This is a genomic window from Paenibacillus mucilaginosus 3016, from assembly GCF_000250655.1.
GTDB classification, from domain to species: Bacteria; Bacillota; Bacilli; order Paenibacillales; family NBRC-103111; genus Paenibacillus_G; species Paenibacillus_G mucilaginosus.
This window is the reverse complement of sequence record NC_016935.1, coordinates 6961454-6987098: the sequence shown is the minus strand read 5'-3', so window position 1 is coordinate 6987098 and position 25645 is coordinate 6961454. Positions and strand designations below refer to the sequence as shown.

The window sequence follows — 25645 nt, the reverse complement described above, 5'->3', positions numbered from 1 at the left end:
GATGTACCATGAAAGTCGTTTCACTGAACCGCCAGCCTTCCATCCGGACCGGGGCCATGCAGAAGGTGCTTGCCTTTGCCAGCCTGATCCTGCTGGTGGTCGTCTTCTCTCTGGCTTCAAGCAACTTCTTCCGCTTCGACAACCTGGTTGCGATTATCCTGTCCACGGCGGTGATCGGCGTGCTGGCGCTGGGCTCGACGTTCGTCATCATCACTTCCGGCATCGATCTCTCCGTCGGCACCGTCATGACCTTCGCCTCCGTGATGACCGGCGTCATCATCACCACCTGGCAGCTTCCCATGCCGCTCGGCATCATCGGAGGCATTCTTACAGGGGCCGTCTGCGGACTTCTCAGCGGGCTGGCCGTGGCCAAGCTGAAGATCCCGCCCTTTATCGCCACCCTGGCCATGATGATGATCACCAAGGGCTTGTCGCTGGTCATCTCGGGAACGAAGCCGATTTATTTCAACGACGCTCCCCTCTTCATGGACATCGCCATGGGCTCCGTGATCGGTGCGGTCGTACCGGGCTTCGATATCCCGAATGCGGTGCTGATCTTCTTCGGGCTGGCGGTCATTGCCAGCATCATCCTCTCCAAGACGATCATCGGGCGCTTCACCTTCGCGCTTGGCAGCAATGAAGAAGCGACGAGATTGTCCGGCGTCAACGTCGATAAGTGGAAAATCATCATCTACACGATTACCGGCGCCTTCAGCGGGATTGCCGGCATCCTGATGGCATCGCGTCTCAACTCGGCGCAGCCTGCCCTGGGCGCGGGCTATGAGCTGGAAGCCATCGCCGCGGTCGTCATCGGCGGAACTTCGCTGAGCGGCGGGCAGGGCTCGATTCTGGGTACCGTGATCGGCGCCTTGATCATGAGCGTCCTGACGAATGGGCTGCGCATCCTGTCCGTTCCGCAGGAATGGCAGACGGTGATCGTCGGGCTGGTCGTCATCCTTGCGGTCTATGCGGATATGCTGCGGCGCCGGAAGAAGTAGTCATTGATCCTAAGCGAAACAAGGGGGAGAAGACGTATGGCCAAAAAGAAATCTTGGTTTGCGCTTGCCGGAGTGACCGTGATGGCGGCAGCCCTTCTGGGCGCCTGCGGGGGGAACGGGGGCGGATCGCAGCAGGCGAATGCGCCGGCTTCATCGGAAGCATCGAAGGCCGGGGACAGCCAGGCTGCCGGGAAGGTGTATATTCCCGTCATCTCGAAGGGCTTCCAGCATCAGTTCTGGCAGGCCGTCAAGCAGGGCGCGGAGAAAGCGGCCAAGGAGTATCAGGTCGAGATTACGTTCGAAGGGCCGGAGTCCGAAACGCAGGTGGATAAGCAGATCGAGATGCTGCAGGCCGCACTCGGCAAGAAACCGCAGGCTGTCGCCCTCGCCGCCTTGGACAGCAAAGCCGTCGCTCCGCTGCTGCAGAAGGCCAAAGCCCAGAACATTCCGGTCGTCGGCTTTGACTCCGGCGTCGAGAGTGACGTGCCGGTTACGACGGCGGCCACGGACAACAAGGCGGCCGCGGCGCTGGCAGCGGATAAGATGGCGGAGCTGATCGGCCAGGAGGGCGAGATTGCCCTGATCGTTCATGACCAAACGAGCCGAACGGGCGTCGACCGCCGCGACGGCTTCGTGAACCGGATCAAGGAGAAGTATCCGAAGATCCGCATCGTGGACGTTCAATACGGCGGAGGCGACCATCTGAAGTCCACGGACCTGGCCAAGGCGATCCTCCAGGCGCATCCCGGCGTGAAGGGCTTCTTCGGCGCCAATGAAGGCTCCGCGATCGGCGTGCTCAACGCGGCCGCCGAGCTGAAGAAGGAGAAGCTCGTGATCATCGGCTTCGACTCCGGCAAGCAGCAGATCGAGGCGATCCGAAGCGGCCGGATGGCGGGGGCCATTACACAGGATCCGATCGGGATCGGCTACTGGTCCGTCAAGGCGGCGGCCATGGCGGTCAAAGGCGAGAGTGTGCCGAAGACCATCGACACGGGCTTCCACTGGTACGACAAGAGCAATATGGATTCGGATACGATCAAGCCGCTGCTCTATAATTAGTACAGCTGCCAAGCCGAATGGGACAGCTCCGCAAGGGGTTGTCTCTTTGGGCATTCGTTGTACAATGAATAAAGCGGTTACATATTTGCTGCGGTAGGTCATTCTGGAATGCGGAGAGGTCGATCGAAATGTATTCGCTGATGCTGGTAGACGATGAAGATGAGGTCCGGGAAGGCATTATGGAGAAGACCGACTGGGTCGCCTGCGGCTTCCGGCTGGCAGGAGCCTATGAGAACGGCAGGGATGCGGCCGAAGCTCTGGAAGCGCTGCGCCCGGATGTCCTCATTACCGATATCTGCATGCCCTTCATGGATGGGCTGGAGCTCAGCCGCTACGCGGCGGAGATCAGCCGGGATACGAAGATCGTGATCATCACCGGCTACGAAGAGTTCGACTATGCCAAAGAGGCGATCAAGCTGAGGGTGAATGAGTATCTGCTCAAGCCGATCAATGCCAGGGAATTTATGGCTTTCCTTGGCAGGCTGAAGACGGAGCTGGATGAGCAGCGGGCCTCCAGAGAGAACCTCAGCGTCATCCGGCAGCAGCTGAACCAGAGCCTTCCCCTCCTCAAGGAGCGTTTCCTGGAACGCTTGTCGGCCTCGGTCATGAAGAGGGAAGAGCTGCACCGGAAGCTGGAGTATTTTGGGCTGACGCTGCCGGGCCCGGCCTTTGTGTCCATGGTGGCGGACATCGATCCGCGGCAGAATCCCCAGGCTGCCGGAGGGGCCGCCGATGCCGGTTCGGACCTTGAACTGCTGCACTTCGCCGTGTTCAATATTTTTCAGGAAATCTTCGAGAAGGAGAACGGCGGGGCGGTCTTTCGTACGCGGGACGACCGGATCGGCGTCCTGCTCTGCGGCCTGCCTGAGAGCATCGGGCCGCTCGCGCAGAACCTGGCCGCTCACGCAGCCTACAGCGTGGAGAAGTACCTGAAGCTTACCCTGACGATCGGCATAGGAAGGCATTGTACGGCCCTCACGCAGGTCCCCCGGTCGTTCCGGGAAGCGGGCTCGGCGCTGGATTACCGCCTGCTGCTCGGAAGCAACCGGATTCTGTGCATCAGCGATCTGGAGCAGGGGACGAGCCTGCATTCCATGGAATATCTGGAATGGGAGAAGAAGCTGCTGTCGGCTCTGAAAATGGGCAAGGGAAGTCAGGTCAGCAGCGTCCTCTCCGCCTGGCTTGAAGAATGGAGGTCGGCCGGTCTTCCGGTGGAGAAATGCTACGGCATGCTGTATAAGTTCGTGGTGGCCCTGATGAACTGGGTGGCGGAGACGGGCTGCGGCGAAGCGGAGGTATTCGGCGAAGATCCGTTCCGGGAGATGAGGGCGCTCCGAACCCTGGATCAGCTGAAGCAGTGGCTGGAAGGGCTCTGTCACCGGGTGATCTGTACCCTGGGTGAGCGGCGGAGCCTGGCCACCCAGTCTCAGATGCACCTCGCCGAGGCTTATATCAAGGAGCATTATGTGAGCGAGAGCCTGTCGCTTCAGCAGGTCTGCGACCACATCTATATGAGTGCCAGCTACTTCAGCGCCTGCTTCAAACAGCATACCGGACTGACCTTCGTGGAATATTTGACCCGTCTGCGGATCGACAAGGCCAAGGAGCTGCTGGCGGCGACGGCTCTCAAGGCCTACGACATCGCTTCCCGTGTGGGATACCCCGACCCGCAGTATTTCAGCGTCATCTTCAAACGGCATACCGGCAGGACGCCCAAGGAATTCCGCCTGCTCGCAGCAGCCGGGGAGACGGTATGAGAGGCGTCCGGCTCTTTCAATATCAGAGCATCCACACGCAGATCGCGCTGGCGTTCTCGGCCCTCATTCTCTGCACCACGATCATTCTCAGCTATACCGCTTACCGGCTCTCCTCCGATGCGGTGACCGGCACTTCGCTGGAGTATACGAAGGAATTGGTCCGGCAGGTGCACACGAATGTCGAGAATTACATCTACAGCATGGAGAGCATTGCATCCCTTGCGCTCAGCAGCGGGGAATTGAAGCGGTATGCCTCCCTGCCGCGGCAGGACAGCGAAGAAGGGGAGGAGCTGGGACGGCGGCTCGGCGACTATTTCCGCTCGGTCCTCGCTTCCCGGAAAGATATGGCTTCGATTCTCTTTGTCGGCGGGCACGGGGGAATGGTCGGAGGGCGGAGCGGGGAGAGCCTCAAGCCCTCTTCGGAAGTGCGGCAGCAGGAGTGGTACTTGAATGCGCATCAGCTGGAGGGGGGCACGGCCATCACCTCCTCGCATGTTCAGCAGCTGTACAGGGGAGAGTACCCGTGGGTCGTATCCATCAGTAAAGCCCTTCCTTCTACCGCCGCCAAGCCTTCGGGCGAAGGGGCGGACGGAGGCGTGCTGCTGGTGGATCTGAACTACAGCGTGATCGATAACCTGTGCAAGCAGATCCAGCTCGGCCGGCGGGGATATGTATTTATCCTGGCGCCCTCCGGCGACCTCGTGTATCATCCGCAGCAGCAGATCCTGAATACGCAGCTGAAGACGGAGCGGATACCGGACATCCTGGAGTCCAGGGACGGGACGATGACCTTCGGAAGGGGCGCGGAGCAGAAGATCTACACCGTGTCGACAACCCGGTTCGGCTGGAAGGTCGTCGGTGTCGTGTATCCGGAGGATCTCGCCCGCAACAAGCGTGCCATGCAGGGGTCCGCGGCCTTGTGGGGGAGCCTGTGCCTTGCCGTCGCCCTATCGATCTCGGTGATCCTGTCCTTCAGGCTGACCCGGCCGATCAAAGCGCTGGAAGGCCATATGAAGCTGGCGGAGAAGGGGGACTTCGGGCAGCGTGTCGAGATTGAGAGCACGAATGAGATCGGCAAGCTGGCGAGAACTTTCAATGTGATGATCGGCCGGATTCAGGATCTCATGGAGCAGATCGTACAGGAGCAGGAGCAGAAGCGCATCAGTGAACTGAAAGCGCTTCAGGCTCAAATCAAGCCCCATTTTCTATACAATACCCTCGACTCGATCATATGGATGGCCGAAACCCGGAAGGTGGATGAAGTCGTCACGATGACCTCCGCGCTCGCCAAGCTGCTCCGCTCCAGCATTAACCAAGGGGAAGAATGGGTCCCCCTCGCTGTGGAGCTTGAGCAGATCCGTCATTACCTGACGATCCAGCAGATCCGGTACCGCCGCAAGTTCACCTATTCCATTGAAGTGCCGGAGGAGCTGTACCCGTACCCCATCGTAAAGCTCGTTCTGCAGCCGATCGTGGAGAACGCCATCTACCACGGGATCAAGCACAAGGCGGAGCCGGGCCATATCCGCATCTCAGGGCGGCGGGGGGCCGGAGGGATTGAACTGGCGGTATCGGACGACGGCGTCGGCATGACCCCGGAGAAGCTGCAGACGATACTGGGCGGGACTCCCCGCACTAAGGAGGCTCCCGGAGGCTCCGGCGTAGGCGTGCATAATGTCCATCAACGGATCGCGCTGGCTTTTGGGCCGGGCTATGGCCTTGGGTTCGAGAGTGAACTGGAGGAAGGGACAACGGTGACGATCCGGCTTCCGGAGCTGGAGGACAAGGGAGGGTCAGCGGGTTGAATAAAGGATGGGGAGTGGTCCTGGCGGTACTGCTGCTGCTTGCCGCCGGACTCGGATATTACGGCTGGACGTCGGGCGCCGATGCCAAGAGCAGGCCGATTCTGCTCATCCCGAAGACGACGGATCCCCGGATCTCGTTCTGGCAGGCGATGCGGCAAGGAGCCGAGGCAGCCGCCAGGGAGTACGGCGTGGAGGTGCAGATGGCCGGTATGGCGGCGGAGACCGAGATCGAAGGGCAGATCCGCCTGCTGGAGGAGGCGATCCTCCGGAAGCCCCGGGCCATCATCCTGGCGGCTGCGGATTCCAATCGGCTGCTGCCTGTATGCACCCGGATCAAGGAGGCGGGAATCCCTCTCATTACCGTCGATTCGGGGTTGAGTGCAGAGGCGGCCGCCAGCCTGATCGCCACGGACAATTATGCGGCCGGGAGGCAGGTCGGCGATGCGATGGGGGCCCTGCTGAAGCCGGGGGCCAAGGTGGCGGTCATCAGCTTCGTGAAAGGCTCGACCCCTGCGGTGGAACGCGAAAGAGGGGTGAGGGACAGCTTGGAGGAGAAAGGGATCACCGTAGCGCAGACCCTCTATACGAATGCCGAGGAAGAGCTCGCCTACCGGTTGACCACGGAGCTGCTGCAAACTGCGGCAGCCAGTGAGCTGGACGGCTTCATCGGTCTGAACGAGCCCTCCACCGTGGGGGCGGCCCGAGCCTTGAAGGAAGGGCAGCCGGAGGGCGGAAGGGTGCCGATGGTCGGTTTCGACAGCTCGATGAGGGAAATCGCCTTTCTGGAGGAAGGCGTCCTTCAGGCCATCGTTGTGCAGAAGCCGTTCAACATGGGGTATCTGGCGGTCAAAACAGCCGTCGAGGCCTCTTCGGGAGTCGCTGCTGCTCCTTGGGTCGATACGGGGGCGGTCACCGTGACGAGAAGCACGATGTTCTCGAAGGCAAACCAGAAGCTGCTGTTCCCGTTCGGCAGCGAAGCGTATGGAGGCTTGGTCGGGGAATCGCGGGAATAGAGGGAGGCAAGGGCACCACGGCGGGCAGGATGACCTGCTCCGGCGGGTGCCCTATTCGCATTTTCTTTATCGGGATATCGTATCTTACAGGCTCTGCAGGAGCTGTACGATCTCGTTCTCGATGATGGAGTCGTCCACCGCCTGGAGGTGCTCCGGTGTAAGCAGCTGGAATTTCTTCAGCGTATAAAAATCGAGAAGCGCCTGTTTCAGGGTAAGGTCATACTGGACGCAGAACAGAGGCTCCACGATCGACCGGAGGACCGCTTCGTCCTGGATCATAAATAGAATGGGATTCATGGGGTTGAATATCTTCTTCTCCATGCCCGACTCATAGAAGGGGGTTAAATTTTTATTCCGGACCTGCTGGGCTGCAGCGAGCTTGTCGTACAACGGCGGATAGTTTTCCTGAAGATCCTGCATGAACAGATTGGAGCCGTAGATCACACACCGCAGCGAATGCCCGTACAGCCTCTGAAACCGTTCCGGATAAGGAACCGAGTCCTCTTGGACCAGGGTATCCGCCTGAAGCATATAGTCCGTATAGTGATCTACAATCGTAGAGATGATGTCTTCACCCGAAGAAAAATACTTATAAAGGGTGGCCTTGCTGATATCCATTACCTTGGCGACCTCGTCGATTTTGAGCTGACTGAACCTGGTTTTTCTGACAACGGGCTTGATTCGTTCGATATATTGATCCACACTTCCCGGCTTCCTCACTCCAGACCCTCCACTCTTAGGTATAACTCCATTATATGCTTATCCGCAGGCTAAATAAACTATATAAATGAACGAAAAATAATAAATGAACTAAATTAGTATAATTAGTTTACTTTGATCTGTTCCCGGTGTATAATTTTTCCTGTACAGCGAAACCAAGGGAGGATGACCATGAAAACCATCTTGATTACGGGAGCTTCTTCAGGGATCGGACGCGCCGCAGCTTTATACTTTCAGGAGCAGGGGTGGAATGTAATCGCAACGATGCGTTCGCCGGAGAAGGAGACGGAACTCGGCCGATTGGACCGGGTTCTGGTTTCAAGGCTGGATGTTGTACGCGAAGAAACGATTCAGGAGGCCCTGAGCCAGGGGATCGAGCGTTTCGGTACAATCGATGTCCTGCTGAATAATGCCGGTTATGCGGCATTCGGTGCATTTGAGGCGGCATCGGAAGAGCAGATCCATAGGCAGTTTGATGTCAATGTGTTCGGTGTGTTTCGTATGACGCAGGCGATTCTCCCTCATTTCAGGACCAACCAGGAAGGAACGATCATCAATGTGTCATCGATTGGCGGAAGGGTGGCCTTTCCGTTATTAACCCTGTATCATGCCAGCAAATGGGCTCTTGAGGGATTTTCGGAGTCCCTGTATTATGAGCTCGCGGGCCTCAAGATCAGGGTGAAGGTGGTGGAGCCCGGCAACGTGCACACGGATTTCGACGGGGCGGTCGCTGGATCTGATCCGAAGCGATTCACTCGAAGCCTATAAAGACTACACGGAGACAGTGCTGCAGAAGCAGGTGGAGAGTTTTCAAGCGAACGGCTCCTCGCCCGAACTCATCGCCAGGACCATCTACCGGGCCGCGTCAGACGGAACGGATCAGTTCCGGTATCTTGCAGGGGAAGATGCGGAGTTTGTCATGAACATGAGAAGGGAGCGCCCGGACGCTGAATTTATGTCATGGATCGCGGGGAGCTTTCGATAACGAAAGAGAACAGAACAGGTGATGATGTACTGATGATGAACTTGATCGGCCCCGTGCCCTTCAAGTTTTTTTATATATTGAAATATAAGAATTTATATCTCGCCAGGACTTGATCCTGCTGGCGCGCAAGCCGTCTATGAAAATAACGGAAGCACGGTGCGTTATTTCCGCTTCTCGATGGTTCCCTTCAGAAATAAAGGAACTCAGATGCGCTATTGTAGGGAGGAGCACCGTTTCCAGGCCATTTTCCCCTTATAAGGCATCGGAGTTCCGCTATTCTTCGGGAAATGATGGGAAATAGTCGAATAAGGCATCGGAGTTCCGCTATTTTAAAACGAACGTTCCGGCGTCCTGCCGAAACGATCGGTCACCAAGGCGGACGCTGACCCGCACAACTTCCGGCCCGCACTGCCAGGTCGCCGGTCGCGGCCTCCTGAGGCAAATAGCGGTTCAGCACGGTCCGGGAACACGATCTCCCCGGTACGTCCGTCACTCAGCTTGACCAGGGTTCCGATATCAAACTCTCAGATCCACCTGCGGCGGCTTCAGCTGAAACCAGCCGTCCGGCAGGCGTAATCCCCGCACCGCTGTCCCCGTTATGCACATCTTATTTTTCTTATCGGAGATGAGATAGGGGATGGGGATGGGCGAAGTTTACGGGCCGTCTTTCAAGTCGTGTCCTGACCGCTAAATAAATCAAATTGGATACGACTTCGAGAGCGGTTGGAACCCGATACCCATTCCTCCCCGTGTAATGGACTCGCACGCAGAGATCTTAAAGGGCCCGCATCAGGGATATTCTTATCAAATGAAAAGAAAACTGTCGAAGCATGGCAGGAAATATGGGGAAACGTGTCGAAAATAGTGGCCAGTCTGTATAAATGTAGGAGTGTGACGGGATGCCCGGATGGATACCGAAAAGACTGGGCCTTATTAAATTTCAGGTGCTGCTGACCGGGCTGCTGGCTTTCTCTCTGGCGGGAACGACAGCGGTGCTCACGGGGGTGGCGCTGACCAAGCAGAATGACTCGATGACCGATTCGATCCTGCAGTCGAATTTCGAAGGCGCCCGCAATCTCAACGTATCGATGAACAAGCTGCTCGATCTGATGATGCGTGAACTGGGGGCTGCGGCCAAATTCATCGGCGGGCAGGAAGGTCCGCTCGAGCAGCAGGCGGGATATGTCAACGAGATGCTGGGGGGACGGCGCTTTTTTGCAGGGGCGGTGCTCCTGGACGCCAAGGGGGTCGTCCGTGCAAGCACGCCCGGACTGCTGATGCAGGCGGGCGAAGCGCTGGACGAACAAGTCGTAGAGATGGCCTTGGCGCTTCCCCGTCCCTTCGTGTCCGGAGCCTTCATAGCACCCAACGGCCACTGCGCGGTGCTGGTGTCCCACCCGGTGATGAACCGGGACGGGCAGCGGCTGGGTGTCGTGGCGGGCGTTATCGATCTCGACGAGAGGAACGTATTCAGCGACTTCTTCGAGCATGCGAGCCGGAGCAAGAACGGGACGTACGCTTATCTTGTGAACGAAAGGGGGCAGGTGATGCTCAATCCCGACGACCAGCGGTCCGGCGAACTGATCGCACCGGAGGTGCTCCGGCAAACCTTCCCGAATGAGGATATCCGCTATGCGGCGGTTCGTAATACCGAAGGCCGTGAAGTGCTTGCAGGATATCTGACGATTCCGAAGATCGGCTGGGGCATCGTGTTCCAGTCCCCGGCGGAAGTGGTGGACGAAGCACTGGGCGTACTGATCAAGGCCCAGCTGGCGTGGATTCTTCCCTTGTTCGTCCTCATGCTGCTCGTGAGCCTGGGGATCGCCCGGAAGCTGGCCGCGCCCTTCGCGGCGCTGACGGCTGCGGCCCGGCAGATTTCGGCGGGGGAACGGATGGTCGATCCGCCGTTCACGAGGCATTGGAACTACGAGGCGCATCACCTGGCGAAGGCGATGATGTGGGCGGTCGGTGCGCTTCAGCACCAGGCCGACCGGATGAGCGAGCAGGCGAGGACCGATGGGCTTACCGGGCTGGCCAACCGGGTGTGCCTGGAGGAGCGGGTGGCGGACATGGAGACCGGGAATCAGCCGTATGCGCTGCTGGTGCTGGACATCGACCATTTCAAATCGGTGAATGATGTGTACGGGCATCAGACGGGGGATGAGGCCCTCGTGCATCTGGCCCGCATGATCAGCCTGGAAGCGGGCGGGGAGAGCTTCGCCTTCCGGTTCGGAGGCGAGGAGTTCGTGGTCCTGCTGCCGGGCGGGGGCTTGGAGGACGGGCTGGATCTGGCCGAGCGGATCCGCAGCCGGATGGAGCACACGGTGTCGCCGACGGGCAGGCCGATCACCGTATCGATCGGGGCGGCGGCCTGCCCGAGGCACGGAGAGACCTTCGGCGAGGTGTTCGAGCGGGCCGACCAGGCGCTGTACCAGGCCAAGCGGAGCGGCCGGAACCGGACGGCTGCGGCGGAGGAGCTTTTGCCAGTGGGATAAGGCGGGATAAGGCGTTCCTCAAGGCTTCAGGTTCCGCCGACAGACGAGGGAAGAAGGGAGAGGCGTGCGCTGCTGCGTTACGCCTGTTTCTTTTCTTCGAGATGCCGCACAAACCAATCCCACACCAATCCCACACCATTCCCAAACAAACAGGTGAATAAAAGGGGAGCACCCGTTGAATAAAGCGGTTTCAACAAATCGCTTGACAATAGGCGGAGGACGGGAGTAAAATTTAGCCAAATGAAACCCCTTTCATAGAAGGTGCACCCTTCGAAGGGATCGTTCTCCACCGATCGCAGTACTCCGAATCCTTAGACCCAGGCGGTGATAGCAGCGGGATTGTTCCTGCCCGACATGATGCACCATCTCTTTTTTTGCAACTAATGAAACCCATTTCATGAAACGGGTTTCAGGAAGTTCATAACTATGGCAAAGGGGGAACCGATATGAATCGAGCGTTTGCTGAGCCGTCCGTACCGTCGGCCCTGACCAAGCAGAACCAGTTTACGTTTTGGCGGAAACTGCGGAATAACCGGACGCTGCTCATGATGTGCCTGCCGGCCGTCCTGTTCTTTATCCTGTTCTCTTATCTGCCGATGCCGGGCTTGTATCTGGCCTTCATCAACTACAATTATACCGACGGCATCTTCGGCAGTGAGTTCATCGGGCTCGACAACTTCCGGTTTCTCGTGGAATCAGGGGACCTGTGGAGATTAACCTTCAATACCGTAGCCTATAATCTGGCCTTTATCCTGCTTGGCAATGCCCTTCAGATCTTCGTGGCCATCATGCTGAACGAGCTGCGGAGCAAATTTTTCAAGAAAGTATCCCAGACTCTCATGTTTCTTCCCCACTTTATTTCTGCGGTCCTGATCGGCCTGATTGCTTATAACATCTTGAGCTTTGATTACGGTCTGCTCAACAGCATCCTGAAGTCGATGGGCATGGAGCCCGTGAAGACCTACTCGAACCCCGGCATCTGGCCTTACATTATCATTCTTACCTACCTGTGGCAGTCCACCGGGTACGGGTCCATCGTATATTTTGCCGCCATCATGGGACTTGACTCCGAGATCGTGGAAGCGGCGGAGATCGACGGGGCGAACGGCTTTCAGCGCATCCGGTACATCATTCTCCCTTGGCTCAAGCCGACATTCATCATCCTCCTTCTGTTCTCTCTGGGCGGCGTGTTGAGAGGCAACTTCGGCTTATTTTATAACCTTGTCGGAGCCAATAACACGATGCTGTACAGCACGACGGATATTATCGAGACCTTTGTCTTCCGCTCCCTGATGAACAATTTCAACTTCTCCATGGGCAGTGCCGTGAGCTTGTACCAGTCCTTGTTCGGCTTCGCCTTCGTGCTGACCGCCAACTGGCTCGTGAAGAAGTTCTCGCCCGATAATTCCTTATTCTGAGAGGAGGTTCAGCTGTGCAAGCTTCCATGAATGTAAGGCATACGGACCGTTCGTCCCTGATCATCCGGATCGTCTCTTATGTGTTTATCGCATTGCTTGCGGTAAGCTGCCTGCTTCCCTTTGTGCTGATTGTGGCCACCTCCCTCACCTCGGAAGCTTCCATCCTCAAGAACGGCTTTAATCTGTGGCCCAAGGAATTCAGCACCTATGCGTACCGGATCGTCTTCGAGAACCCGGAGCTCATTATCGGCTCGTATATCGTCACCCTGGGCATTACGCTGGTCGGAACGGCCGTAGGCCTGTTCCTGGTCGCGATGACGGGATATGCGCTGCAAAGGCCGGATTTTCACTTCCGGAACAAGATTTCCTTCTTTATCTACTTCACCACCCTGTTCTCCGGGGGCATTGTTCCTTTCTATCTGCTCATCACCCAGTATCTTCACTTGAAGGATAACTATCTCGCCGTCCTGCTGCCGGGACTGCTCAGTCCCTTCCTGATCATCATGATGAAGAGCTTCACCCAATCGATCCCGCATGCGATTACGGAATCGGCGAAGATCGACGGGGCCGGGGATTTCACCATCTTCATGCGCCTGATTCTGCCCATGTCGACTCCCGCTCTCGCTACGATCGGATTGTTCATTGCTCTGGGGTATTGGAACGAATGGTACAATTCCATGCTCTTCTTGTCCCCGGATATGAAGTACAGGCCGCTGCAGCTGTTCCTGTACAATGTGGTCACCTCGGCGGATTTCATACGGAACTCCGCTGCCGCTTCCAATGTGCCTCTTCGGGATGTCCCTCTGGAGTCCATGAAGATGGCGACGGCCGTAGTCGCAACGGGCCCGGTGATCCTGTTCTACCCGTTTGTTCAGCGTTATTTTATCCAAGGCATTACGGTTGGGGCGGTAAAAGGGTGAACTGGCGGTTTCGCCAAGAATGGATAACGAATGGGGAGGCAATAACATGGTAACCAGAAAAATCGGTATGACCCTGCTGTCCGCGGTGATGGCGGTAAGCCTGACGGCTTGTTCCGGAGGCGGCAATTCGGAATCCGGCAAAGCGGCCCCCGGCCCGGCGGGTACGGCGGATTCCGGACAGGCGGACACTTCGAAGTTCGAGACGATTACCTACGTCATGCTTGGCGACAAACCGAAGAACGGCCAGGTCGAGAAGGTGCTGGAGAAGATTAACGTCATCATGAAGGAGAAGATCAATGCCAAGCTGGAGCTCAAGTGGGTGGAATGGGCGGATTGGCAGACCAAATATAACCTGCTGCTGGCTTCCGGCGAGCCCGTGGATCTGATCACGACGGCGACGGACTGGCTGGATGCGTGGCCTAATGCCCAGAAGGGCGCCTTCCTGCCCCTCGATCAGCTGCTGCCCAAGTATGCGCCGGAGACCTGGAAGGAGATCAAGCCGGAGGAATGGGATCAGACCAAATACAAGGACAAGATCTACATGATCCCGGAGAACAGCTATACCCAGTGGGTCAATCACGGTTTCTTCTACCGGGGGGACTGGGCGAAGGAGTTCGGAATCACGGAGCCGATCAAGGATTTTGAAACCATGGGCAAGTACTTCCAGGGAATCAAAGACAAGAAGCCGGATGTCATCCCTTGGGATTCCAACGGAACGAACGGCGAGCATGCCAAGGGCTTCATTCAGTCCAAGACGGACGCGATTGAGCTGGCGGTTCCGACAGGTTATCTCCCTGTGGTATGGGGCAAATCCTATGACGAAAGATACACGGCTCACAGCCCGATCTTCGACGATACCTTCGTGGACTTCGCGAAGATGATGAAGGCCTGGGCCGACCGGGGCTACTGGCGGGAAGACGTGCTGAACTACAAGGGCAACGTGAGGGATGAACTGAAGGCCGGACAGACAGGCGCGGACCAGCATCATACCCAGACGTTCAGCGGACTGCGGACCGAGATGGACGCGAAGCAGCCGGGCTCCGAGCTTCAGATGTTCGCCTGGTCCGACACGCGCGGCAATCTGATCTCGCAGCCGATCACCCACGGCGCCACCGCGGTCGGAGCGAAGAGCAAGCATCCGGAGCGCGCCCTGATGGCCTATGAGCTCATTCGCCAGAACAAGGAAGTCTATTATCTGATGAACTACGGCATCGAAGGCGTGCAGTATGTGATCAAGGACGGCAAGCGCGCCCAGCCGGAAGGCTACGATGCGACACGGGACGGGTTCTCTTCGAACTTCTGGGGCGGCCGTGTGGACCGTCTCGAGATTCCGAGCGCAACGACCTGGGACGGCATCAAGGACATCTACAAGAAATATGACGGGATCAAGAAGCCTTACCCGTACGGCCGGTTCGTACTCGACAAGTCGAAGATCGATCCGCAGCTGACCGCCATGTCGCAGGTGACCTCTCAGATGGGGCCGGCCATTGCCTACGGCAAAGCGGGAGATCCGGTCAAGGCGGTGGAGGACCTCCGCAGCAAGCTGAAGGCGGCCGGATACGATAAGGTGATGGCCGAGGTGCAGAGACAGCTCGACGAATACAAGAAGCTGGTCGAAAGCAAATAACCGGATAGGATACTGGGCGGAAGGGCTGATCTTGCTGACGGGAGACAGCCCTTCTCTCGTGGGATGCAGGAAGGGGAGACAGGAGGAAGATGGGTACAATGAATGAAATGAATACGGTGAACGAACGGAATGTGACCCATGAGGCAGGACAAAAGGGGAGCGTGGATCCGAACGTCCGGTTTGAACGGGATGCGGTTTATATCGGGGGGACTCCGGTGATCCTGCTGTGCAGCTCCCTCTTCTACTTTCGGATCCCGAGAGGCTTGTGGAAGGACCGGCTGCACAAGGTAAGGGAGGCGGGTTATAACGCCATCGATGTGTACTTTCCCTGGAATCACCATGAGCGGGAGCCGGGAGTCTGGGATTTCGGCGGCGAACGTGATGTCGAGGCTTTCCTGAAGCTTGCGGCGGAGGAAGGCTTATGGGTCGTGGCCCGTCCGGGGCCTTATATCTGCTCGGAGTGGGACGGCGGCGCACTGCCTGCCCACCTGTTGACGGACCGGTCAATGCGGCTGAGGGACAACGATCCGAATTTCCTCCGGGCAACAGACCGGTGGTTCAGCCGAATCCTGCCCATCCTGAGCCGCTTCGAGCTGGGGAAGGATGGGACGGTGATCGCCGTACAGCTGGATAATGAGCTTGATTTCTATGATTGTCAGGACCCGTCCGGCTATATATCCGCGCTGCGCGATATGGCCCTCGCTTACGGGGTCAGCGTTCCGCTGTTTGCCTGCGCGGGCCAGGGAGACCTGTACCGGGCAACCGGGCATGCGGAAGGCGTCATGCCGACATGCAATTTTTATCCGAACGACAGGGAGCCGGCATTCGAGGATAAGGTGGTCCGGTATGCGCAGACGCTCGGGGGCCGGGGGTATCCCTTGTGCGTCACGGAGACGAACCGCTCCCACTTTTTGCTTCGCCGGCTAGCTCGCGGGCGGAGCCAAGCTGCTGGGCCCCTACCTCCAGGCATCGGGCACCGATTTTGGTTTCACGAACGCGATTAACAATTGGGGGAAGCCGCTGGCCTTCCTGACCTCTGACTATGACTTTCACGGGATGATCACCCCCGGGGGAGCCAAGCGCGAGGAGTTCTATGAAGGCAGGCTGCTGGGAGGCTTCCTGCGGTCCATGGGAAGCAGTCTGGCCAAGGCGGCGACTGTTCCGAGCTTCTTCTCCGTTCAAACGGATCTGACGGTGAGTGCCGGAATGCGTTATGTGCTTGCGCTGGATGGAGGCGGGTACGTGATCGCCCTGCCGAATGTGGACGGGAAGGACGGGAGCGCAGCGCTTCATGGCGATGGGCAGGTCATTCCTCAATATACCTCACTCCGGCTTGCCCCAGACCGATGCCCGCTGCTTCTGTACGAGTTCCCGTTACAGCACTGGGGTCTCGAGGGCAGACTCCGCTACTCGACTGCCGAACCGGCGGCGGTCCGGTCATCGGAGCAGAAGCTGATCCTCGTCCTGACGGCGGAGAAGGATGCCGAATCCGAGATCGCGCTGAGCGTACCGGATGCCGCCGTCGTGGCAGATGGCGGAGCGGAGGTGTACCGCAATGAGCAGGAGCTTGTGCTGTGTTACCGACCGGGAGCAGAGGGATGCACGGAAATCCGCTTGGGGGACGGCAGCCTCCTCGAAATCCGGCTGCTGGAGAGACATCGGGCGTCACGGCTGCTCGAGATCTTACCGGGCGGTGAGCTGCGGTTTGAGGAGGAGACCGCAGGAGAAGGAGAGGCATCGGAGTCGGTCGCGGAGGCGGAGACCCTGAACTGGAGGAAGGTGACGCTTCCGCTCGGAGGCGCCGCCCTGCCGCAGCGGTGGCTGGAGCTTGGGGATCAGGCCGTGCACCTGGAGGAAGCCGGCATATACCGGGGGATGGCGTGGTACGAAGCCAAACGGCGGGAGCCGGCTAAGCAGCCGGTGGTCGGCGTACTGCTCCAGGATGCGGGCGATATTCTGAGCGTGTATACGGATGGGACCTACGCCGGCACGGTCATTCCGGGCGGAGGCCATGCCTACATTCCGCTCGACCCGCCGGCGGTGGTATCCCGATCTCTTGATCCGTGCGGAAATCTGGGGCCACACCAACTTCGATGACAGTATCCTGCCGGGACTGAGATTGAACGCTCTGAAGGGTTTAAGCCGTGCGGTCATGGTCACGAGGCAGGTGAGCCCCATGTCCAACTGGAACTTTCAGACCTGCTCTCCGAAGCAGGCCGGCGAGCCTTTAGCCGCCGGTGAGCTGGACCCGGGGTTCTGCTCGATTCAAAGCTGGGGCGGCTGGATGACGACGCGCCTGCCGGAGTCGGGGATCTATTGGAAGACCTTCACGGCTTCCGCAGATGCAGACCGGTGGGTGCTTCACGTGCCGGGGGCGGCATGTGTGGTTCGTGTGTATGTAAACCGTCAGTATGCGGGTGAGATCGTGCAGAGCCTTCCGTTTGTCGATCTGACCCCTTATATAGACCGGGACGGGGAGATCGAAATCGCCCTGTATCTGGAGCGCCGTGACCATCAGGCGGCAGGCAGGGTGATGCTCTACGAAGGCAGCGATGCCGTGCATTGGCGGGTCGCGGGATGCCAGGAGGAGCAGCTGTGGCAAGCCTCGGAGGAGGCTGCCGGCCAGGCCGCAGCCTGCGAGCTGCCGGTGCCGTTATTGCCCGGGGAATGGGCCTGGCTGCAGACCGAGCTGCCTGCGGGCCTGGCTGCCAAGTGCCGCAAGCTGAGGTGCGAAGGCCGCAGCATGAAGATCACCGCCTTTTTTAACGGCCATCTGGTTGGGAGGGTCTGGCTCGAAGGCGCGGGAGTAAGGCCGCATATGACCGGGGGAGGACAGGACGTGATCTATTTGCCGGAGCCCTGGTACCGGGAGGGAAGCAGCCGGCTGTCCCTGCTGGTAGAAGGAGCAGGAGACGATGCGGAGCTCCGGCGGGTTGCGTTCATGCCGGTCTAGCAGCAGAGGAATCAGGGCAAGCGGAAGGTGAGGAGAGTCCTATGAACATCTACAACGAAGCTTCGGATACCGCCCATCCCAAGCAGGGCCTGCGGCTGAGCGACATTCCGGCGCATGATCCCTTTGTGGTGGCGGATCGGGAGAGCGGCACGTACTATTTGTACACCGGCAGCGGGCCGCAGCTCCACGGGATGAAGAGATGCGGGGTGGTGACCTACAAAAGCGCGGATCTCCGGCACTGGGAGGGGCCCTATGTCGTCTTCACGGTTCCGGACGGCGTGTGGGCGAATCCCCGGCACGGAGCCTGGGCGCCGGAGGTTCATGCGTATAAGGGAAGCTACTACCTATTGGTTACGCTGCACAATAACGACCGGAGGCTCCCGGATTCCCCGCTGATCCCCATGCCGAATCACTGGCGTGGAACGGCGGTGGCGGTGAGCTCCTCGCTGGAAGGACCCTTCGAACTGCTTCAGCCGGATGGGCCCGCCGTGCACTCCTCGCTCATGACACTGGACGGGACGCTGTATATCGACGAGGAGGGCAGACCGTGGATGGTCTACTGTCATGAGTGGATCCAGATGAGGGACGGCACGGTCGAAGCCGTTCCCCTTAGAGCGGATTTGTCGCGGGCGGCCGGGGAGCCGGTCCACCTGTTCCAAGCGTCGGAAGCGTCCTGGGATACGGCGGAACGGACACCCGGAGTGGAGGGGAGCATCTATGTTACGGATGGCTGCCAGCTCTACCGGACCCGGGGCGGTCACCTGGTGATGCTGTGGTCCAGCTATGATCAGGGGCAGTATGTGCAGACGCAAGCCCGTTCCGTATCCGGCAGCCTGAAGGGGCCCTGGGAGCAGCTGGAGCCTCTCGTCCGGGGGGACAGCGGACACGGCATGCTGTTCCGCACCTTCGAGGGGACGTGGATGCTGATCCTCCATCAACCGTTCCCCATGCCGGATTCCCGGTGCAAGCTGTACGAGATGGAGGATGCGGGGGACCGGTTCCGGGTTGTGGCGGCACGGGAGGATCTCCATGGGTAGGAGGAGGCGTCCGTGTGAGGAGGGGGGACTGTACAGGTTACGGACAGCGCAGGCTGCTGGCCGATGCCGTTTCCCGAACCGGCATAATGAAAAAGAGAGCACCTCGCCGATCGCGTCGGCGGAGTGCTCTTCGTCGTTTGAGCAGGCTGCAGGTATCGGTGGTGAACCAGGGGCTCAGGACTCTGCTCCGGGGAGGAACAGCCTCATTCCGGCTGGCGGAGGCCATCGAAATATTTCTGCAGCGCACCGATCACCAGATCATGATCCTCTTGGTCGGGCAGGCCCGATACGGTGATGGTGCCAAGAATACCTTCCCCTTTGACGTGGAGGGGAAAAGAGCCTCCGGCCGCCGCATAATCCTTGACCGGGAGTCCGTAGTCCCTCTCGAGCTCTTCCCCTTGAAGACGTAGGCGCATAGCGGTATGCCAGGAGCTTCGGCCGAAGCGTCCGGTGAGATTGTTCTTGCGCCGGATCCAATCCTCATTGCCCACCGTAGTGCCTTCCATGGCATGAAGGAACAATCGCTGCCCCGAGCGTGTGATATCCACCGTAACCCGCACGCCGCTGCGTTTGGCTTCCTGGACGAGCAGGAGCCCGAGCTCCAGCGCCGTCTCATGGGTAAACTCCTCGAATTGAAAGACCCGTTCCTGCTCTTCCATTTCTTTCACTTTCCGTTCCAGCTCCAGCATGGTCCTTCAGCTCCTTTGGTTCCCGGATATCAAATGTTGGATAAGGTACAGCTCCAATTCAGTATAACAGCTTGGGATGCCCGGCGCCTTTACTTTATAGGAAGAGGGCTGTTCCGATTTTGATCTTAATCCGATTTTGATCTTAATTTGTTAGGATTGTTTGGCTAACCGTGTTATAATGGACTAATCTTATCGATACAATATGGGTTGGTGCAGACGGATGGCAAAAAAAGTAACCATGCAGCAGATTGCGGATTATATGGGCGTGTCCAAATTCGTGGTGTCGAAGGCGCTGTCGGGCAAGGGCGGAGTCAGCGAGGCGACGAAAGAGAAAGTGATCAAGGCGGCTTCGCAGCTCGGATATTTCAGCAAAATGAACCCCTATCTCCCGCCGAAGCCGGCGGAATCGACCCAGGACGGGGGGACGAAGCAGTCGGTTCTCGTGCTGATGCCAAACGTCCGGTTCCAGACGAAGGAGTCCGTATACTGGGGACGGATTCTGGACGGGATCTCGGCGAGGCTGGAAGCGGCCGGGCTCGGCATGATGATCGTGATGGAGCAGAGTGCGGACCACTTCCTGCAGGCGCTGAATCCAAGCGGCATTCTCGGCCTGATCGGGGTCGGTGAGATCTCGAGCTCGGTGCTGCTGGAGGTACACCGGCTGGGCGTTCCTTTTATCCTGGTGGATCATGAAGACGGACTGATTCCATCGGATACGGTGTTCGTGAACAACTACGACTCGATGCACCGGCTGACGAATTACCTGATCGGGATCGGACACAAGCACCTGCTCTTCGTGGGCGATCCGCGCTATTCCCGCAGCTTCTACGACCGGTGGACCGGCTTCCGCAGTGCGGTGGAGGAGCAGGGGCTGGCTCCGGATTCCCCGGCTTCGCTGCTGATCCGGCTGGAAGGCTATGAAGGCTTCACGACACAGATTCAGGAAGCGGTGGAAGCGCTGCGCCGGAAGGCCCTGCCGACGGCCCTCGTCTGTGCGAACGATACGATCGCGCTCGATACGATCGAGGTGCTCCAGCGGATGGGGATTAAGGTGCCCCAGGAGGTGTCCGTGACCGGCTTCGATAACATCGAGAGGTCGTATCAGACCTCGCCTTCCTTGACGACGGTGAACGTGCCGAAGGAACTGATGGGCTCCCGGGCTGTAGAGAAGCTGCTCGAGCGGGTGAGCAAGGATCAGGATGCGACGGAGAAGCTGCTGATCGCCGGCGAAGTCATGTACCGGGAGTCCTCGGCCGGTGCGGCGAAGACGGCGGAGGCTGAGGTGTAGAGCCCCGGCGGCGCCGAAGCTCCGAAGGGGCCGGTCGAAGAAAAAAGCAAAAGGCAAACACCCCTGGAACGGGTTTCCAGGGGTGTTTGTGCTGCCGGATGCAGCCGGTGAGGCAGGGTCAGGCACCCCCTTTTCCTCAGTAGGGATAAGGCCAGCCGTACCCCTGCGCCAGGTAAGGGGCCGGATAGGCGGGGCGCTGGTAGTGGGCGGCCTGCTCCGCATACACGGGCTGGCGCGGGGAGCCGTAAGGCACATAAGGCATCGGCTTCGTCGTCTGCTGGCCGGGGAGCGGCGGACCGATGATCGTCGTGCCGGTGATGGGAGCGAAGGCCGCAGCCACCTGGGCTTGATCGAGGCCGTACGTATGCGCCCACACCCCGGACGGCGTCAGCCGGAGAATGTCCGAGCCGAAGATCGCTTCCGGCACCTTGGAATCGAAGATCGCAAGCAGGTGTGTGCCGTCCGCGGAAGCGACCTCGTAATGCCACCAGCCCTGAGGAATGTTGACGACCTGTCCCGGCCCGGCCGTGTAGTTCAGCAGCTCGTTCGTGAACGGATTGATCAGCGAGATGACGGCGGAGCCCGTGATGACATACACCAGTTCGGAGGCGTTCTGGTGAATATGCGGCTCGACGACATTCCCCGTATCGAGGTAGATATCGAGCAGAGACACCCCGCCGAGGGTATTCAGGTCCTTCACCGACAGGCGGTTGATAAAGTTGCGGGCGTCTTTGCGGAAGTACAGGTCCTGGCTGAGGTCAAAAAAGAACTGTGCGGACGGCGACGAGAAGTCTGGGTCCGGTGTCATCGGCATCTTGAATTCCTGCCCTTCATTGGAGTCGACCCCTGTATGAATCGGAATGGGAATCTACCTAGGCAGGGTATGCATCCGCCCAAGGGATGGTTACCGGTCGACGAAGACAGGAGAGCACGCCGGAGGCGGAGAGGAACGGGGACCGGAAGCAGCATCATTAATATGTACTAGCAATCGTTGATCGCTGACGTGTTCAAGCATGGCCGCCCGTTTTATGATGATACTAGCTTGAGTAACAGAGGGAGGGGTGTCCGGCGGCCCGGAAGCCCGGGGGCCTAGATGATGCAGTCCTTATTCCATATCCGATCCCTAAGGAGGAGAAAAGATTGAAGAAACACCGCATGACGCTGCGCGGAGCCAAGCGCTCCGTGTTATCGACCCTCGCTCTGCTGACGGCGCTGAGTCCCTTGTCCCTGTCCCACCCGCAGTCCGCCCGGGCGGCGGAGCCGTATCTGCTTTCCCAGAACCGGACGGTCTACGCTTCTTCGGTGGAAGGGGCCAACACGCCGGACCTGGCGGTGGACGGCTCGACGTCTTCCCGCTGGTCGAGCCAGTGGGGCGCCGACCCGCAGTGGATCTATACCGATCTCGGGGCACAGGCGGCGATCAGCCGCGTAGTCATCCGCTGGGAAGGGGCTTTCGCCAAGTCGTATAAGATCCAGGTATCGAATGACGAGTCGACCTGGACCGATGTATATTCCACTGCGACCGGAGACGGCGGGGTCGATGAAGTAACCCTCAGCGGCTCGGGGCGGTATGTCCGGGTGCTGGGAACGGAGAGAGCGCTATCGAATTACGGCTATTCCATTCTCGAATTCGAGGTGTACGGCACGGGCGGCGTCAATCCGCCGCCGGTGAATCTCGGCCCGAACGTGGCGCTGAACCGGCCGGTGAAAGTTTCGTCCTACGAGCAGTCGGATTATCTGCCCCCGGGCTCGACCCTGCCGGAGAACGGCGTGGACGGCAGCCGCCAGACGCGCTGGTCCTCGAACCCGACGGACAACGAATACTACCAGGTGGACCTCGGAAGCCAGCGTACGATCGGACGCATTATTCTCGACTGGGAAGCGGCGGCCGGACGGGCCTTCGATCTGCAGGTGTCGGCTGATGGGAACCAGTGGACTACGATCTACCGCGAGATGAAGGGCCAGGGCGGGGTGCAGAACATCCCGGTCTTCGCGACGGGCCGCTACGTGCGGATGCAGGGCATTTCGAGAGCGACGAGCTTCGGCTACTCCCTCTTTGAATTCCAGGTGTATGACTACGTGAACGGCGATCCGAAGCCTGTTTATCCGATCACGCCGCTGCCGGCCAAGTCGGTGGTGACGGAAGGCTCCGGCAGTTACCTGCGCAATGACATCACGATGCCTCAGCCGAAGTATCCGCTGTACAAGTCGGACAGCCTGCAGAAGCCGCTGCCTTCCAACGACTGGTGGCAGTCGCTGTTCATCAATAAGCTGGGGAACGGCATCATCACGCTGCCCCTCAAGTCCAAGTTCCAATCCCAGGGACTCGGCGTCATGACCCCGGGGAGCGGCTGGATTACCTCCGACGGCAAGGCCGTCGAGACCGGCACGAACTTCGACCTGACGCTGATGGCTTCGAACATTAATACGTCTTCGATGTCGAACCGCGTAGTCTCCTACGGGGACTATTCCGTGGACACCGTACTCAGCGACAGCCAGACCGAGGACAAGATGAAGGTCACCTTCGTGAAGGGCTCGCCTTACATCTACGCCCAGTTCAGCGATCCGAATTCGGCCGAGATCTATGCGCCCGCGGTTACGCGGCTGTTCAACGATGCGAACGCGGCTGTGCTGGCGGCGGACGGGGCCACCCTGACGGCCGATCACATCGGGATCGAGGTCACGAACACGGATGGTGCTCCCAATCCGGCACAGGTGAAGCGCTATTACGCGCTGAATGCGCCGGCGGGCACGGTATTCAAGCGGATAGGGCCCAAGATCAAGATCACGCTCCCGAGCGGCCAGAACTACTTGTCCTTGGCTGCGCTCCCATCGGCCGATAAGCTGAACTACTTCTACCAGCACGGGTACGCCTTCGTAACCGATACGAAGGTGGGCTACACGTTCAACGAGTCGACTTCGGCGGTGGAGACGACCTTCAATACGACCACGACACTGAGGCGCTCGGGCTTCCCGAACACGACGCTGATGACGCTGGCACCGCACCAGTGGAAGATTGCCTCGACGCCGCTCACGGACATGACGTACCCGTCCATCCGGGGGACGCTGAAGGTCAGCGAAGGCAACAGCTTCAAGACGAATGACAAGTTCTACGGCATCGTGCCGCAGTTCACGGAGCCGAATGACGGAGGCTACTCCCGCCAGCAGCTCATCCAGCAGCTCGGCATCCTCGACCAATCGACGGATACGACGGAGGAGCTCATGAAGGCCGATGCCTACTGGCAGGGCAAGACCCTGCATCCGCTCGCGATGGGTGTCCTGATCGCCGACCAGATCGGCGACGCGGCGTACAAGTCCAAGTTCCTGGCCCGCCTGAAGACGGCGCTGACGGACTGGTACACCTATACGGAAGGGGAGCCCAGCTACTTCCTGTACTATAACGACGACTGGGGCACGATGTACTACAAGAACAGCGAGTTCGGCGCCAACGTAGGGATTACGGACCACCACTTCACGTACGGTTATTTCGTCTTCGCGTCGGCGGTGCTCGCTACGTATGACAAAGACTTCGAGACCCGCTACGGCGGAATGGTCGAGCAGCTTATCCGTGACTACGCGAACCCATCACGCACAGACGCTCAGTATCCGTTCTTCCGCAGCTTCGACCCGTATGCGGGCCACTCCTGGGCGGGCGGCTATGCCGACCAGGATAACGGCAACAACCAGGAAGCGGCCGGCGAGTCCCTGTTCGGCTGGGTCGGCCAGTACATGTGGAGCATCCTGAAGGGCAATAAGACTTACCGCGATGCCGCCATCTGGGGCTTCACCACGGAGCTCAAGGCGGTGGAGCAGTACTGGTTCAACTATGATAACGACAACTGGATTCCGGAGTACAAGCACAAGTCGGTCGGGCAGATCTACGGCTCGTCCCAATTCTTCGGCACGTTCTTCAACGGCAACCCGGTCTATGTCTACGGGATTCACTGGCTCCCGACCTCCGAGTACCTGACGAGCTACGGCTTCGATCCGGCCAAGGCGGCGTCGCTGTACCAGGGCTTCGTCACCGATAACGGAGGGCCGGAAACCGATTGGCAGCATATTGTCTGGCCGATCCAGGCGCTGAGCGATCCGCAGGCGGTCCTTGCCAAGTGGAACCCCGCGGTGCTGCAGCAGAACGAGGCGTTCAATACGTACTACTTCGTCCACGCGCTGGCCTCCTTGGGCCACCGGACGAAGGACGTGTGGGCGACAGGCTGGTCTTCGGCTACCGTGTATAAAAAGGGCACCACGTACACGGCACAGGTATGGAATCCGACCGACGCTCCGGTGACCGTTACGTTCCGGAACGCTTCCGGTGTGACCGGTACGGCTACCGTTGCTCCCAAGTCGCTCGTCTCCGTGAACCCGATGACCAGCAGCGGCGGCACGCAGCAGCCGGCGAACGTGGCACTGAACAAGACGGCGGCCGCCTCGTCGTCGGAAGCCGGCTATGCGGCCTCCCAGGCTACGGACGGGAATGCTTCCACCCGCTGGGCTTCCGAATGGAACGATGCCGAGTGGATCGTATGTCGACCTCGGCGCTTCGTACAACGTGAGCCGGATCAAGCTGAACTGGGAAGCGGCGTATGCCAAGGGCTACAAGCTGCAGATCTCCGATGATCCGAACAGCTGGACGGGCAAGGATGTCTTCGTCACAGCAGCCGGTGACGGAGGCGTGGACGACGTGAACGTCACGGGCAGAGGACGCTATGTCCGCCTGCTCGGCACGGCCCGCGCCCTGCCGTTCGGCTACTCCCTCTTTGACTTCGAAGTGTACGGCACGCAGTCCTAAGGCTGGTCCCATGTTCTGATTCAGCCCGAGCACCGGGCGGAGCGCCCTAGAAGATCCGCGCTCCGTCCGGTGCTTTTTGCGTCCATGCA

At 59.2% G+C, this 25645-nt stretch carries 20 protein-coding genes; 17 read left to right on the top strand and 3 right to left on the bottom strand.

Translation table 11 applies throughout. The features are described from left to right. The first annotated feature begins 8 nt into the window (after positions 1-8). The 5 genes from PM3016_RS28790 to PM3016_RS28770 all read left to right on the top strand — a co-directional run bounded on the left by PM3016_RS28790 (position 9) and on the right by PM3016_RS28770 (position 6632). Positions 9-998: an ABC transporter permease gene (locus tag PM3016_RS28790; RefSeq protein WP_013919956.1), complete on the top strand. Its 990-nt coding sequence runs from the start codon at positions 9-11 to the stop codon at positions 996-998. Between the two features lie 36 nt (positions 999-1034). Further along, positions 1035-2057, top strand: a complete 1023-nt coding sequence (locus PM3016_RS28785; RefSeq protein WP_013919955.1) for an ABC transporter substrate-binding protein — start codon at positions 1035-1037, stop codon at positions 2055-2057. A 128-nt stretch (positions 2058-2185) separates the two neighbouring features. Then, the gene (locus PM3016_RS28780) at positions 2186-3814 is read left to right on the top strand and encodes a helix-turn-helix domain-containing protein (RefSeq protein WP_014371869.1); all 1629 of its coding nucleotides are present in this window, start codon (positions 2186-2188) and stop codon (positions 3812-3814) included. Then, on the top strand, positions 3811-5619 hold the full coding sequence (locus tag PM3016_RS28775; RefSeq protein ID WP_014371868.1) for a cache domain-containing sensor histidine kinase: 1809 nt from the start codon (positions 3811-3813) through the stop codon (positions 5617-5619). The genes PM3016_RS28780 and PM3016_RS28775 overlap by 4 nt, the downstream gene beginning before the upstream one ends. Continuing rightward, entirely contained in the window at positions 5616-6632 is a 1017-nt protein-coding gene (locus PM3016_RS28770) for a substrate-binding domain-containing protein (RefSeq protein WP_014371867.1), read from the top strand. The genes PM3016_RS28775 and PM3016_RS28770 overlap by 4 nt, the downstream gene beginning before the upstream one ends. A gap of 84 nt (positions 6633-6716) precedes the next feature. On the opposite strand, the gene PM3016_RS28765 is transcribed toward PM3016_RS28770, so the two are convergent. Next, positions 6717-7352 (bottom strand): TetR/AcrR family transcriptional regulator, encoded by a 636-nt coding sequence (locus PM3016_RS28765; RefSeq protein ID WP_014371866.1) that lies wholly within the window; start codon positions 7350-7352, stop codon positions 6717-6719. Between the two features lie 171 nt (positions 7353-7523). Here PM3016_RS28765 and PM3016_RS28760 point away from each other — a divergent pair, with 171 nt between their 5' ends. The 9 genes from PM3016_RS28760 to PM3016_RS28725 all read left to right on the top strand — a co-directional run bounded on the left by PM3016_RS28760 (position 7524) and on the right by PM3016_RS28725 (position 18787). Continuing rightward, positions 7524-8120: an SDR family oxidoreductase gene (locus PM3016_RS28760; protein ID WP_014371865.1), complete on the top strand. Its 597-nt coding sequence runs from the start codon at positions 7524-7526 to the stop codon at positions 8118-8120. A 1116-nt stretch (positions 8121-9236) separates the two neighbouring features. After that, positions 9237-10832 (top strand): GGDEF domain-containing protein, encoded by a 1596-nt coding sequence (locus PM3016_RS28750; RefSeq protein WP_014371864.1) that lies wholly within the window; start codon positions 9237-9239, stop codon positions 10830-10832. A gap of 446 nt (positions 10833-11278) precedes the next feature. After that, positions 11279-12250, top strand: coding sequence for an ABC transporter permease (locus PM3016_RS28745; RefSeq protein WP_013919948.1), 972 nt, complete (start codon positions 11279-11281; stop codon positions 12248-12250). A 14-nt stretch (positions 12251-12264) separates the two neighbouring features. Next, positions 12265-13170, top strand: coding sequence for a carbohydrate ABC transporter permease (locus PM3016_RS28740; protein WP_013919947.1), 906 nt, complete (start codon positions 12265-12267; stop codon positions 13168-13170). Between the two features lie 46 nt (positions 13171-13216). Beyond that, positions 13217-14797, top strand: a complete 1581-nt coding sequence (locus PM3016_RS28735; RefSeq protein WP_014371863.1) for a DUF3502 domain-containing protein — start codon at positions 13217-13219, stop codon at positions 14795-14797. A 98-nt stretch (positions 14798-14895) separates the two neighbouring features. Beyond that, the gene (locus tag PM3016_RS40370) at positions 14896-15801 is read left to right on the top strand and encodes a beta-galactosidase (protein WP_238540345.1); all 906 of its coding nucleotides are present in this window, start codon (positions 14896-14898) and stop codon (positions 15799-15801) included. Positions 15802-15853: 52 nt separating this feature from the next. Further along, positions 15854-16894 (top strand): hypothetical protein, encoded by a 1041-nt coding sequence (locus tag PM3016_RS40365; RefSeq protein WP_238540344.1) that lies wholly within the window; start codon positions 15854-15856, stop codon positions 16892-16894. Further along, on the top strand, positions 16809-17750 hold the full coding sequence (locus tag PM3016_RS40360; RefSeq protein WP_238540343.1) for a hypothetical protein: 942 nt from the start codon (positions 16809-16811) through the stop codon (positions 17748-17750). Before PM3016_RS40365 ends, PM3016_RS40360 begins: the two co-directional genes overlap by 86 nt. A gap of 41 nt (positions 17751-17791) precedes the next feature. Continuing rightward, entirely contained in the window at positions 17792-18787 is a 996-nt protein-coding gene (locus PM3016_RS28725) for a glycoside hydrolase family 43 protein (protein ID WP_014371862.1), read from the top strand. A 203-nt stretch (positions 18788-18990) separates the two neighbouring features. On the opposite strand, the gene PM3016_RS28720 is transcribed toward PM3016_RS28725, so the two are convergent. Next, the gene (locus PM3016_RS28720) at positions 18991-19476 is read right to left on the bottom strand and encodes a heme-degrading domain-containing protein (protein ID WP_013919944.1); all 486 of its coding nucleotides are present in this window, start codon (positions 19474-19476) and stop codon (positions 18991-18993) included. A gap of 220 nt (positions 19477-19696) precedes the next feature. Here PM3016_RS28720 and PM3016_RS28715 point away from each other — a divergent pair, with 220 nt between their 5' ends. Beyond that, positions 19697-20764, top strand: coding sequence for a LacI family DNA-binding transcriptional regulator (locus tag PM3016_RS28715; protein WP_014371861.1), 1068 nt, complete (start codon positions 19697-19699; stop codon positions 20762-20764). A gap of 136 nt (positions 20765-20900) precedes the next feature. On the opposite strand, the gene PM3016_RS28710 is transcribed toward PM3016_RS28715, so the two are convergent. Beyond that, positions 20901-21578 carry a cupin domain-containing protein gene (locus PM3016_RS28710; protein ID WP_013919942.1) on the bottom strand — a complete coding sequence of 226 codons (678 nt, stop codon included), beginning with the start codon at positions 21576-21578 and terminating at the stop codon, positions 20901-20903. A 326-nt stretch (positions 21579-21904) separates the two neighbouring features. Here PM3016_RS28710 and PM3016_RS28705 point away from each other — a divergent pair, with 326 nt between their 5' ends. Together PM3016_RS28705 and PM3016_RS40355 are read left to right on the top strand one after the other, a co-directional pair. Then, entirely contained in the window at positions 21905-25384 is a 3480-nt protein-coding gene (locus PM3016_RS28705; RefSeq protein WP_014371860.1) for a glycosyl hydrolase, read from the top strand. Next, the gene (locus PM3016_RS40355; protein WP_238540342.1) at positions 25317-25556 is read left to right on the top strand and encodes a discoidin domain-containing protein; all 240 of its coding nucleotides are present in this window, start codon (positions 25317-25319) and stop codon (positions 25554-25556) included. Before PM3016_RS28705 ends, PM3016_RS40355 begins: the two co-directional genes overlap by 68 nt. The last annotated feature ends 89 nt before the right edge of the window (positions 25557-25645 follow it).

Excerpts from the sequence above, each read along its gene's own strand:
- PM3016_RS28790 (WP_013919956.1), top strand. The coding sequence starts at position 9 with ATGAAAGTCGTTTCACTGAACCGCCAGCCTTCCATCCGGACCGGGGCC.
- PM3016_RS28785 (WP_013919955.1), top strand. The coding sequence starts at position 1,035 with ATGGCCAAAAAGAAATCTTGGTTTGCGCTTGCCGGAGTGACCGTGATG.
- PM3016_RS28780 (WP_014371869.1), top strand. The coding sequence starts at position 2,186 with ATGTATTCGCTGATGCTGGTAGACGATGAAGATGAGGTCCGGGAAGGC.
- PM3016_RS28775 (WP_014371868.1), top strand. The coding sequence starts at position 3,811 with ATGAGAGGCGTCCGGCTCTTTCAATATCAGAGCATCCACACGCAGATC.
- PM3016_RS28760 (WP_014371865.1), top strand. The coding sequence starts at position 7,524 with ATGAAAACCATCTTGATTACGGGAGCTTCTTCAGGGATCGGACGCGCC.
- PM3016_RS28750 (WP_014371864.1), top strand. The coding sequence starts at position 9,237 with ATGCCCGGATGGATACCGAAAAGACTGGGCCTTATTAAATTTCAGGTG.
- PM3016_RS28745 (WP_013919948.1), top strand. The coding sequence starts at position 11,279 with ATGAATCGAGCGTTTGCTGAGCCGTCCGTACCGTCGGCCCTGACCAAG.
- PM3016_RS28735 (WP_014371863.1), top strand. The coding sequence starts at position 13,217 with ATGGTAACCAGAAAAATCGGTATGACCCTGCTGTCCGCGGTGATGGCG.
- PM3016_RS40370 (WP_238540345.1), top strand. The coding sequence starts at position 14,896 with ATGAATGAAATGAATACGGTGAACGAACGGAATGTGACCCATGAGGCA.
- PM3016_RS40365 (WP_238540344.1), top strand. The coding sequence starts at position 15,854 with ATGATCACCCCCGGGGGAGCCAAGCGCGAGGAGTTCTATGAAGGCAGG.
- PM3016_RS40360 (WP_238540343.1), top strand. The coding sequence starts at position 16,809 with ATGCCTACATTCCGCTCGACCCGCCGGCGGTGGTATCCCGATCTCTTG.
- PM3016_RS28725 (WP_014371862.1), top strand. The coding sequence starts at position 17,792 with ATGAACATCTACAACGAAGCTTCGGATACCGCCCATCCCAAGCAGGGC.
- PM3016_RS28720 (WP_013919944.1), bottom strand. The coding sequence starts at position 19,476 with ATGCTGGAGCTGGAACGGAAAGTGAAAGAAATGGAAGAGCAGGAACGG.
- PM3016_RS28715 (WP_014371861.1), top strand. The coding sequence starts at position 19,697 with ATGGCAAAAAAAGTAACCATGCAGCAGATTGCGGATTATATGGGCGTG.
- PM3016_RS28710 (WP_013919942.1), bottom strand. The coding sequence starts at position 21,578 with ATGCCGATGACACCGGACCCAGACTTCTCGTCGCCGTCCGCACAGTTC.